11 protein-coding genes are annotated in these 11,715 nt (G+C 35.4%); 8 read left to right on the forward strand and 3 right to left on the reverse strand.

Going from position 1 to position 11,715, the window contains the following annotated elements; all coding sequences use genetic code 11:
* The first annotated feature begins 266 nt into the window (after positions 1-266).
* The 3 genes from mfd to ABXH06_RS11355 all read left to right on the forward strand — a co-directional run bounded on the left by mfd (position 267) and on the right by ABXH06_RS11355 (position 5,852).
* A complete protein-coding gene (gene mfd, locus ABXH06_RS11345) occupies positions 267-3,842 on the forward strand; it encodes a transcription-repair coupling factor (RefSeq protein ID WP_353518294.1) in 3,576 nt (1,191 codons plus the stop codon).
* A 70-nt stretch (positions 3,843-3,912) separates the two neighbouring features.
* Positions 3,913-5,514: a CsiV family protein gene (locus ABXH06_RS11350; RefSeq protein ID WP_353518295.1), complete on the forward strand. Its 1,602-nt coding sequence runs from the start codon at positions 3,913-3,915 to the stop codon at positions 5,512-5,514.
* Positions 5,515-5,558: 44 nt separating this feature from the next.
* Entirely contained in the window at positions 5,559-5,852 is a 294-nt protein-coding gene (locus ABXH06_RS11355) for a DUF1244 domain-containing protein (protein WP_353518296.1), read from the forward strand.
* Between the two features lie 258 nt (positions 5,853-6,110).
* Here ABXH06_RS11355 and ABXH06_RS11360 read toward each other — a convergent pair whose 3' ends face one another.
* The 3 genes from ABXH06_RS11360 to ABXH06_RS11370 all read right to left on the reverse strand — a co-directional run bounded on the left by ABXH06_RS11360 (position 6,111) and on the right by ABXH06_RS11370 (position 8,993).
* On the reverse strand, positions 6,111-7,337 hold the full coding sequence (locus tag ABXH06_RS11360) for a response regulator (RefSeq protein ID WP_353518297.1): 1,227 nt from the start codon (positions 7,335-7,337) through the stop codon (positions 6,111-6,113).
* Between the two features lie 515 nt (positions 7,338-7,852).
* On the reverse strand, positions 7,853-8,149 hold the full coding sequence (locus ABXH06_RS11365) for a hypothetical protein (protein WP_353518298.1): 297 nt from the start codon (positions 8,147-8,149) through the stop codon (positions 7,853-7,855).
* A gap of 154 nt (positions 8,150-8,303) precedes the next feature.
* Positions 8,304-8,993 carry a pseudouridine synthase gene (locus ABXH06_RS11370; protein ID WP_353518299.1) on the reverse strand — a complete coding sequence of 230 codons (690 nt, stop codon included), beginning with the start codon at positions 8,991-8,993 and terminating at the stop codon, positions 8,304-8,306.
* A gap of 136 nt (positions 8,994-9,129) precedes the next feature.
* Between ABXH06_RS11370 and ABXH06_RS11375 the strand changes: the two genes are divergently transcribed.
* From ABXH06_RS11375 to ABXH06_RS11395, 5 genes are all read left to right on the forward strand, one after another.
* Positions 9,130-9,762, forward strand: coding sequence for a LysE family translocator (locus tag ABXH06_RS11375; RefSeq protein ID WP_353518300.1), 633 nt, complete (start codon positions 9,130-9,132; stop codon positions 9,760-9,762).
* Between the two features lie 105 nt (positions 9,763-9,867).
* Positions 9,868-10,173, forward strand: coding sequence for an Mpo1-like protein (locus ABXH06_RS11380; protein WP_353518301.1), 306 nt, complete (start codon positions 9,868-9,870; stop codon positions 10,171-10,173).
* A 66-nt stretch (positions 10,174-10,239) separates the two neighbouring features.
* Entirely contained in the window at positions 10,240-10,785 is a 546-nt protein-coding gene (locus ABXH06_RS11385) for a DUF1697 domain-containing protein (RefSeq protein ID WP_353518302.1), read from the forward strand.
* Between the two features lie 226 nt (positions 10,786-11,011).
* Positions 11,012-11,488 (forward strand): hypothetical protein, encoded by a 477-nt coding sequence (locus ABXH06_RS11390; RefSeq protein WP_353518303.1) that lies wholly within the window; start codon positions 11,012-11,014, stop codon positions 11,486-11,488.
* 1 nt (position 11,489) lies between these two features.
* Positions 11,490-11,702 (forward strand): helix-turn-helix transcriptional regulator, encoded by a 213-nt coding sequence (locus tag ABXH06_RS11395; RefSeq protein ID WP_311577157.1) that lies wholly within the window; start codon positions 11,490-11,492, stop codon positions 11,700-11,702.
* Positions 11,703-11,715 lie beyond the last annotated feature (13 nt).

An 11,715-nucleotide genomic window follows, 5' to 3' on the forward strand; every position in this document is an offset into this window, starting at 1 on the left:
TTAAAGTGATTGTTCAAGTCTATTTTTCATTTCGTTAAGTATACTACCTTGACCAGTCGTTTTCCTATCATTCTTAGTAAAGTTTACGGTAAACCGGTTGAGTCACACTTACTATTTAGTGATTATTTATTTCAGTTGAAAATACCCAACTTTAAATTCTCGCATGTTATCATATAGCTGAGTGATTTCAGCACGACCGATAATTACACGTAACATTGATATTAATAGCACTTACACGACAAAAAGTATAAAGAACGAACCTATTCATGAGTAAATTACATCATCTATATTCACCGGTTTTAACCTCACGCAGAGGGAAAGTGGCGAATAAAAAATCTTGGCATAACTTGCTGGGCTCTAGTAGTACAATCGCTATCTTTCAAGCGGCGAAACAATCTGAAAAACCGATACTATTAATTACTCATGACACCCCTTCTGCTCTTAGGTTAGAGCAAGAGTTGTATAGCATAAACCGAGATAATGAACTGCCCATTTGTTTATTTCCCGATTGGGAAACATTACCTTACGATACTTTTTCGCCTCATCAAGATATTATTTCTCAACGATTGGCAACGTTATATCAATTATCAAGAATGGAACGAGGTATAGTTATTGTTCCTGTTTCAACGTTAATTCAACGACTTGCACCAAAACAATATTTAGAAAAAAATAGTTTATTAATTAATAAAGGCGACAGAAAAGATCTTCATCAACTGAGACAAGAATTAGAAGCGAGTGGTTATCGCTATGTTGACCAAGTTATGGAACATGGTGAATTCTCTGCTCGAGGTGCTATTTTAGATCTTTATCCTATGGGCAGTAATACCCCCTTTAGGTTAGATTTTTTTGACGATGAAATAGAAGAAATCCGTTTATTTGATCCCGATAACCAACGTTCAAGTGATAAAATTTCAAGTATTGAATTATTGCCCGCACATGAATTTCCAACGGATCAAGCAGGCATTCATTTATTTCGCCAGCAATACCGTGAATTATTTACGGGAGTGATCAATAAAGAATCAATTTATCATCAAGTTAGCGATGGTATTTTACCTGCTGGTATTGAATATTACTTGCCTTTGTTTTTTGAACAAACTAATACCCTCTGTGATTATCTCTCTGAAAATGCCTTACTTATAGTCACCGGTGATATTGATAAAGCGATCGAGCAATATTGGCACGATGTAGAATATCGTTATGAAGATAGACGCTATGATCCTACTCGTCCTCTACTTGAACCGAGTAAACTGTTTTTAAATAAAGATGAACTATATATTGCATTAAAACCTTTTGATCGCATCTCTATACCTGACATGCCCAAAAATACGGCTAGCGACGATAAGGCCTTGTTAGGGTTGACAGAAAACACTGTAGACACTGAAGAGCAACAGGAAAGTAAAGAAAGTAAAGGCGTTATTCATTACGATATTAATGAATTGCCCAACCTAACGGTAAATCATCAGTTAAAACAACCATTCGATTTATTAAATGTATTTATCGCTGATAAAACCACACCACACAAAATATTATTTGTAGCGGAAAGCCAAGGTAGAAGAGAAAGTGTTTTAGAATTATTAAAACGCAATCAAATGGTACCTCAACAATTTGATGATATAGAAAGTTTTATAGATTCCAATGAACAAATTGGTATTACTGTTAACGCACTATCCGCTGGATTCATCTTTCAAAGCAAAGGTTCGTCGCTTAAAAATGCCATTGCATTAATCACAGAATCTGAATTATTAGGCGATCGAGTACGCCAAGCACGGCGTAGAAAAAAACAACAAGATACTCAAGCTGATGCCATATTTAAAAACCTAGCTGAACTTTCAATTGGCCAGCCAGTTGTGCATATAGAACATGGTATTGGCCGTTATGTCGGTTTACAAACCATAGAAAATGGCGGTATTACCACAGAATTTTTAACGTTAAGTTATGCCGGTGAATCTAAATTATATGTACCAGTAGCGTCACTGCATTTAATCAGTCGTTATTCTGGAAGTGATGCAGAAAACGCTCCGTTGCATAAACTCGGCAATGACACTTGGACCAAAGCTAAACAAAAAGCTGCTGAAAAAGTTAAAGATGTCGCCGCAGAGTTACTGGATATTTACGCTAAACGCGCGAATAACAAAGGCTATCAGTTTACTCGCAATAAAGACGATTATATTGCTTTTGCCAATAGTTTTGGTTTTGAAGAAACTCATGATCAAGAACAAGCGATAAATGCTGTCGTAAGCGATATGCTCTCAGATAAAACCATGGACAGACTAGTCTGTGGTGATGTGGGTTTTGGTAAAACAGAAGTAGCGATGCGCGCCGCCTTTATTGCCGTGAATGACGGTAAACAAGTAGCTATTTTAGTGCCAACGACTTTACTCGCCCAGCAACATTATGAAAATTTTAAAGACAGGTTTGCTAACTGGCCTGTATCCGTAGAAGTATTATCGCGATTTAAAACAACAAAACAGCAAAATGAAGTCATTGCTAAAGTAGAATCAGGCCATATTGATATTTTAATTGGTACGCATAAATTATTACAAAATAGCATTAAATATCATGATCTTGGCCTTTTGATAATCGATGAAGAACACCGTTTTGGCGTGAAGCAAAAAGAAAAAATTAAGAAGTTAAGATCAAACGTTGATATCTTAACTTTAACGGCAACCCCAATCCCAAGAACCCTCAATATGGCCATGGGCGGCATGAGAGATTTATCGATTATAGCCACGCCGCCTGCCAAACGCTTAGCAGTAAAAACCTTTGTTCGTCAACGGGATGATGCCTTAATTCGAGAGTCGATCTTGCGTGAAATTTTGCGCGGTGGCCAAGTATACTTTTTACACAATAACGTTGATACGATTGAAAAAGTGGCCGCTGATATTCAAAACTTACTACCTGAAGCAAAAATAGTTACCGCACACGGCCAAATGCGAGAGCGTGATCTAGAGCGGATCATGAGTGACTTTTACCATCAACGGTTTAATGTTCTAGTGAGCACGACTATTATTGAAACGGGTATTGATGTCCCAAGTGCCAACACAATTATCATGGACAGAGCCGATCATTTAGGATTAGCACAACTTCATCAATTACGTGGTCGTGTTGGTCGTTCGCATCACCAAGCATACGCTTATTTATTGACTCCCCACGAAAAAGTAATGACCAAAGATGCGAAAAAGCGTTTAGACGCCATTGCTTCTTTAGAGGACTTGGGGGCTGGCTTTACGCTTGCTACTCATGATCTTGAAATTCGTGGTGCAGGTGAATTACTCGGTGAAGATCAAAGCGGTTCAATGAGCCAAGTTGGCTTTAGTTTATATATGGAAATGTTAGATCAAGCTGTGGCTGCATTAAAAGAAGGTAAACAACTTTCATTAGATCAAATGACAGCTCAACAAACTGAAGTCGAACTAAGAGTTCCAGCATTAATCCCTGATGATTATATATTTGATGTTAGTTTACGACTAAGTTTATATAAACGTATTGCCAGTGCAAAAACCAAAGCCGAGCTGGACGAAATTCAAGTTGAGCTTATCGACCGGTTTGGCTTATTACCTCAAGCGACCAAAAATTTAGTCCATATCGCCAAATTGAAACTAAAAGCGCATAAAATTGGTATTGCTCGCATAGAAGCAGGACCTGCAGGTGGCTCCATTGAATTTAGTGACAATACTAACGTTGATCCTATGTTCATCATAGGTTTGATACAATCTCAGCCAAGTGTTTTTAAAATGGCAGGCGCGAATAAATTAAAGTTTGTCCGAGCAACAGAAGATGCAAAATCACGTTTTATGATGATCACCTCTATACTGAGTGACTTGAGTAAAAAACTTAATTAACAGCGAATAAAATACAAGGTATGATGAGCTTATAAAATACCTTAAGCTTATCATTTACTTTAGGAAATTGATGAATATTAAACAAAGTCTCGTTTTACTTTCCAGTTTATTTTTTTCTTTATCTGCTATGTCAGCAAGTAAATGGTTGGGCGATTGGTTTGAAATTGAAGTCATTCTGCTCAGTCAACTTGACGATAAAGCGAAACTCAAAGAAGCTTTTACTGAGCAAAATTTTTCGATAAATTATCGTCATTCACTCGATTTATTCACCCCGTTATTAAACCCTGACATCGCAAGTTTAAAACAACAACTTCCGGTATGTAATCAACAAAATGATCTACGTACTTATGTTGAGCAATCAGCGATTTGGCCAAGATTTTATCAAAATAAAACCCTGTCTACCTTAATGGAAGAGCAGCTCGCTGAACAACAAACTACAGCGAACAATAACAATATTGAATTGACAGCAGTAAGTCCTCTGCAAACTGACGACAATGATAACAATCAACAACAAACCGACTTTCCTGTAACTAACAATAATATTTTAGAACGTGAGCAATTAAATACAAATAGCACTGTAACACCTGAACTTGATGAAGAAGTCGACGTTATAATCACCGAAGCACAACAAGCCCTTGTTTTAGAAGCCGAGCAAGTTTTTGCTGATAAACAATTCCCAAACATTGATGTTTACCCTCATTATGCTAAAACAAGTCAACATCAAAACGATACCTCAGTGCTGTGTCAAATACCTGAAAGTGAATTTAACCAATTAAATGTCAATGAAGATCTATATTCTTATCATGGCTTTTTAGTCAATAAAGTACCGAATGTTCTTGATGCTGCCACCAATATTTATAGCGAAGTGCCTTACCTGTTAAATGCCGACGCATTACAATTAAACGATATAGTGACACAACTTCGCCGCAGCAGAGATTTTCGCCCGCTTTTACATTTTGCATGGCGACAACCTGTATTTGAAAAAAACACTTCTCAACCACTAAAAGTGTTTGCCGGTGATAATATTCAAGGCCAATATCTTAAAAACCTTGCAAGTTATCACCAAGAACAAAAAGCGAATATTTATGAGGAGCAAATGCTCAACAATATTTTTGCTTTATCTGAGGAGCAATCATCGCTTGGTAAGAATACACCTATTGCCGACGATACACGTTCTGCTCACACTATTTCGCAGCAATTAAAGGCTGAAAAAATAAACGAAATATTAGCGAATATAAACCAGATAGATACAGTGGAAGACGTTATCGCATCGCTAAGTAACCCTGGTAACGAAACACAAGATAGTTACTCAATTGATACAAAATTAATGCAGCCTAAACCATTACCTCCGGTACAACCTTGGTATTTACAAGGCTTAATTGACGTTTATTTGATTGGTAACTTTTTACATGTTGCCACCGATTTTAGTATTTTAAACATGACACTTGCCGAGCAAGAGAGTCTGAAATTAAAATCTCAAATGCTAGGTGAGACAATAAACTCGGAACAAGTGATCCCGATCCGTATGACACAAAACCGTCGAATGATCAGCAGAGAAATACATTACTTTGATCATCCATATATGGGGATCATCATGCAAATCCGCCGTCACCAACGGCCAGAAATACCCGAAGACGATATTTCTGAAAATTTAGATGAAGTGTCTCAATAACGTATTTAATTACCAGCAATTTATAACCTTTAAAGAGAAGTCAGATGGATAAAGAAATTGAAATTCAAGCCGCCGTTTTTCGCCGTTTATTAAGACATTTAGATAATAGAAAAGATGTACAAAATATTGAATTAATGAACCTAGCGGGTTTTTGCCGTAATTGCTTTTCAAAATGGACAGTGGCTGAGGCAGAGAAATTAGGGGTTAACATAGATATTGAAGATGCCCGCGAGCAAGTTTATGGTATGCCTTACGCCGACTGGAAAGAAAAATACCAATTACCTGCAACAAAAGAGCAACTAGCTAAATTTAATGAATTAGAAGCAAAAAAGAAATAGCACTTTGTTTATATTCGCTACAATAAGGTTTTCGCAAAAACTAACGTTATTTAATTTGTGTAATACACTTTTCATAAAAACATTATCACTCATAGTAAACTTGTGACAGCTAACGGTATTTCAATATATCTACACTTAAAGCGAAATGAATAACAACTCTGAAGAGGCTTGTGTAAAACTAAATTAATTAGGTCTAGAACACCATCTAAGCTCTTTATTTAAAATGAAATTATAAAGCTACTAAAAAACAATTATATTTCAGGAACTTTTTGCTTTTTTTGATAACTCTAAGCCTAATTTTTCACACATACTGACTAAGTTACTTTGCCTTAAAGGTTTGACTACATAGTTTTTGGCTCCTAATTTAATGCACTCTAGGGCGGTTTTCTTTTGCCTGTTACCTGTCAGCATAATGGTATTTGCATTTTTATTATTTTCACTCTGGGATATTTGATCGAGTAAATATATACCATTAGTATCTGGCAAGCCGATATCTAATAAAATTAGATCATATTGCTTACTCTTCAAACATGCTAAAGCTCTTCTACCACTATAAGCTGGATCACACTCTACATTATATAAATTAAGGATGTCTGACGTTAAATGAAGACTTATAGGGTCATCTTCAATAATTAAAACCTTAAGTTTCTTTGGGGTTTTGACAATATCACTATCATCGGACTGGATTTGCATTTCTTGAAATTTATTATGTATATGCTGATTAGCAACTTTGGCTATTTCCTCTTTATCACCTTCAATTTTATTCAGAATATTTTCATTATCTTGTACAAATGATTGCAATATGTTTAAGACTTTACTTTGTATTTTTAATAGTTCAGGTCTAATTTCATCAGATTTTATTTTTCCTAATGTTTCTCTTAATGCTTCAAGGTCTAATGAGACTTTTTGTTGTTTTTGAATCTTTTCAGCAGCATTGTCCAAAGCAGATTCAATGACAGAAACTGAGCTTTCAAGCTGTTGTTTCATCTGTTCCTTGCGCTCTAAGCCTTTAGAAACCACTCCCCTAACATCATCAGCATATTTTTCTTCCTGATATATATACTCAAGGCCTGATTTTTCCTTTTTTGCAAAACCAAGTTCAATTAACAAATGTTCACAAATCACTATAGGTCTATGGATTTCGTATAAAGGTCTTGCGACTAAATAATCATCTATAATACCATTTCGATATGCATTATAGGCTTCAGCCTCATCATGCCTAGAAACCAGTGAAACGAAAAAGTGTTCACACAAGTTCTCATCTGGAACTTTATCAAGTGACCCATAGAAAATAGAGAGCGTTTCTTGAAACCTTTCCGCAGAAATCAAAATAATTTTAGGTGTTTGTTCACTTAATTGCGCGACCAACTGATCGGTACTCTGCGTAACATTTATCTTTTCATAATGCTTGGTTAATGTGGAGATCAATAAAGAATCTGTATCTTTATCATTGGAAAATAATACTATTTGGTCAGCTTTATTCATAAAATCAATAACCCTTTAATTAAAATTTGAGTCAACTCTGTCTAATTTCAAATGAATTCTGAACCTAACAAGTTACACGAAGTAAATATTGAAAAAGTACTTCAATAAACAACGTAAAGTTAAAAAACAATGCCTTTCAAACAGTCATATTAATGTTCATGACTAATTAACCTTGACGGTCAAATAAAGTATAGGAATTAAACTTTGAAATTCAAATGAAACTCCATACTTTCCACAATATGTTATTTTTTGATATTTATAGGTAGGATTACGAACAATTATTTTAATGGTATGAATCAACTAAAAATACAGGTTTAGCTATAACACATCCAATTAAACAGCATTTCTCAATGAAAAGTGCCTGAAACAGGAAGGCGAGCTATTTAACTTGATTATGATACAGTAAGAGAACAATTATAATGGCGGGGCTCTTTCTCTTTGATTGTCAGATAAATACCAAGGGTGCAAGATCGCAAAAAAACAAATTAAAATGAAATAGTAATATTTAGCAGTAACTAAATTTTAATTTGGATTGCCTTGGCAATTTGCCGACGATCTTTTTCTGCCCTTGACTCTAGCCAACGACCTCGGCCTTCCATTTGTTCACGACGATCTTTACCTGAACGACGTTCTACTTCATCCCAGTTAGACACTTTACGAACCGCAGTATTCTCATTTGCTGAATCCGTAACTTCCTGACGAAATTTTATCGTATTTTTATATTTGTTTTGCGCGTTTTGTTTACGATCTTTAGCCGTATTTTCGGTTTTAAAACTGTTTGATGGTTTTAATATTTCCGTAAAAAGATCCATAGCCTGTCTAACTTATTAACTCATGTGAATAATACATGATCAAAATATCGGCAGTTTTTTACAATTCTTTAATAATTTTTTGACAAGATAACGCTTATTTTCTGAGGACAATAAACTGAACGAAAAATCATAGCGCAACAATATTCAAAGACATTTAACAAAACTCACTTACTTCATCTTTTGTTAAATAACGCCATTCACCAATAGGTAACTCAGCTAATTTTATTTGGCCAATTTGCTCACGATGTAAACCAACAACTTTGTTACCAATTGCCGCAAACATACGTTTGACTTGATGGTATTTTCCTTCGGTGATGGTCAACAATACTTCTTTGTCGTGAACAATGATTAATTTAGCTGGCAAGGTTAATGAATTTTCACCTTGTAACTGCACACCCGCTTTAAACTTTTCTACGCTATCGGTTTTAACCTTATCTCTAAGCCATACTCGATATACTTTTTCACACTGTTTTTTAGGTGAGATAATATTATGCGACCAACGACCATCATCAGTAACTAAAACAAGACCTGTTGTATCGGCATCAAGACGACCAGCAACGTGCATATCAAACGCTTTATCAACGTCGATTAAATGAAATAACGATGGATAGCCTTCATCGACATTAGAACATATGGTATCAAGTGGTTTGTGTAACATAATATACCGAGACTGACGGGCAACTAGGCTTTGTCCATCAAGGGAGATATCGTTGTTTTCATGCACTTGCATAGCCGCATTTTTACTTATTTCACCATTGACGGACACCTTACCACTTTTCAGTAAACGCTTTGCTTCTGTTCTCGTAAGCTCAGTACTTTTACAAATGAATTTATCTAAACGCATAGTCAGCCTATAATCGTGTTGCGAGGCGCGATATTAGCCGACAATAGACTAATGTAGCAAGCAAGAATTGAACATTTCTAGCGTCAATGATAGCCTGTTGTGATTCGTTCATGAACAATAAATTAAGAGTGAAGTAATGGAGTTATTTTCTGGTTTACTGCTAATAACCTCTATTCATTTATTAGCGGCTGCCTCACCAGGACCGGATTTTATATTAGTGAGCCAGCAAACCATCACTCAAGGTAAAAAAGCAGGTTTATTGTCTAGCATAGGCATTTCGTTAGGCTTATCAATTCACATAATTTATTCCATATTTGGTTTAGCGACTATCATTGCAAACTCTTCAACGGCCTTATGGTTGATCAAAATTCTCGGTGGTAGTTATTTACTGTACATAGGAATTGGCGGATTACGCGCAAAACCGCAAACGCAATTTATGCATACAAACGACCATATCCAACGAACTTCATCATTAAAAACCATCAGCAAAGGATTTTTATGTAACGCCCTAAACCCAAAAGCCCCTGTTTATTTTGTCGCGCTATTTACGATTGTGATCTCGCCTGAAGTACCAATGTTACACCTTATTATTTATGGATTGTGGATGATGCTAATTCAACTCGCCTGGTTTTCAACCGTCGTCTTTATTTTATCAAGACCTCGTATCAACAAAAAATTTCATCAAATGGGTCATTGGTTAGATAGAATTATGGGAGGTGCTATGTGCCTCGTAGGACTGAAAGTGTTAACATCAAAATTAAACGAATAGCGTAAAAGATTCCTTTAGGTTATTTGAGTAAGATACCCCCTAATAATTCCTGCTTTCTTAGTTAAAATTAGTGAGATTCAGGTACGTTTATAAGGCCGATTATTGATGACAAAAAAATACCAATCGTTTAAACGTTTTTATCCTTTTTATTTAAGCCAACATAAAAACCGAGTTTGTCGCAGGTTGCATTTTATTGGTTCAGCACTAGTATTATGCACGCTAAGTTATGCTGTGGTTACACAACATCTCACGGTACTCTTGAGCCTTCCTATCATAGGTTATGGCTTTGCATGGTTAGGTCACTTTTTTTTCGAAAAAAATAAGCCCGCGACTTTTACTTATCCTTTATATAGCTTAATTGGTGACTGGGTTATGTTCAAAGATATGTTAACTGGTCGAATTAAATTTTAACAAACATTCAGTGAACAATTTTGCTGTTAAGCAATCATTATTCACACAAAACAAGGTTAATGACGGATGCAAAAATATATCGCTTTTCTACGTGGCATCAATGTTAGTGGGCAGAAAAAGATTAACATGGCTGATTTAGTAAAGCTTTGTCAACGCATTGGTTTTAACCATGTGTCCACTTACATCCAAAGTGGCAATATTTGCTTCTCCCATGCAAATAACGATAAACAATACCTGATAAATCATTTGCAAGTTGAAATAAAACAGCAATATGGTTTTGATGTACCGGTAATAATTCTAACTAAAGATGAACTCAATGAAGCTTATCGCAACCTTCCTTTCAAACAAATAGATATTGAAAACCAAGGGAATCAGGTGTTATTGAGCTTTTTAAATGAGCAACCGCAAAAGGATAAAATCGATCAGTTGCTAGCTTATGTCAACCCGCCTGAAAAGCTGACAATTGCTGATCAGATCATTTATTTACACTGCCCTAATGGTTACGGTAAAAGTAAATTATCGAATAATTTTATTGAAAATAAATTAAAACTGGTTGCAACGACACGCAACTTAAAAACCATTAATAAACTTATTTCAATACTCAGTCATTAATTTATGAACAAGTACTCAAAACCACAATACCACCTAAATATCAATAACTTACACGAAGATCAAGTGTATTTCCTTACAATTAAACACTGCTTCCCCCTACTTAACAAGACAACAATTAGTGACACTAAGTAAAAAATATTTGACACAAAGTGATATTCTCTTTAACATCCATCATGTCAAATAACTTTAACACCATGTATATAAAAACATACTTACAGGAGTCATAATGTCTTATAAAGAAAGAAGTACTTGGATTTCGTTAGCCATACTTGTTTATATTTGGTTTGATTATTTCGTGCAATTATTTTCATTGCAAGGTACAGAGCAACTTAATGTTGAATCTGTGAATAGCTTATTATTAGCCGTTGTGTTGAAAACAATAGTCTTAGAAATAGTACTACAAATAGTGCTAGCAATTATTGATCATAAAGATGCAAATTACGCTGACGATGAAAGGGATAAACTAATAAGCTTTTATGGTAGCCGGAATGCTTACGGCATATTATCAGTTGGGATAATAATGACCGTTTTTCATACGGTATTCCCTACTTTATCCTCGTTTTCTATGATGCCAACACAAGCATTAACGACCATTTCATTACCTAATGAATATAAAATCATGCATATCGTGATCGTATTTGCTTTAGCTGCCGAATTAGCCAAGTTTTCAACCCAGTTATTCTTCTATCGTAGAGGTTTTTAACATGGCTAAAGTGATCACCAATAACATTCGTCGATTACGCTTTGATCAAGATGAAATGACACAAAAAGCCTTAGCTGATCTGGTGGGCGTGTCAAGACAAACCATCGTTGCTATTGAAAAAGGCAAATACTCTCCTTCATTAGAAGTCGCTTTTAAAATAGCGGAAGTATTTACCATGGCTCTTGATGACGTTTTTCAGTACAAAGAACAGTGATGGCTAAAGGGAA

It is taken from the genome of Thalassotalea sp. SU-HH00458 (assembly GCF_040362795.1).
Lineage (GTDB): Bacteria > Pseudomonadota > Gammaproteobacteria > Enterobacterales > Alteromonadaceae > Thalassotalea_H > Thalassotalea_H castellviae.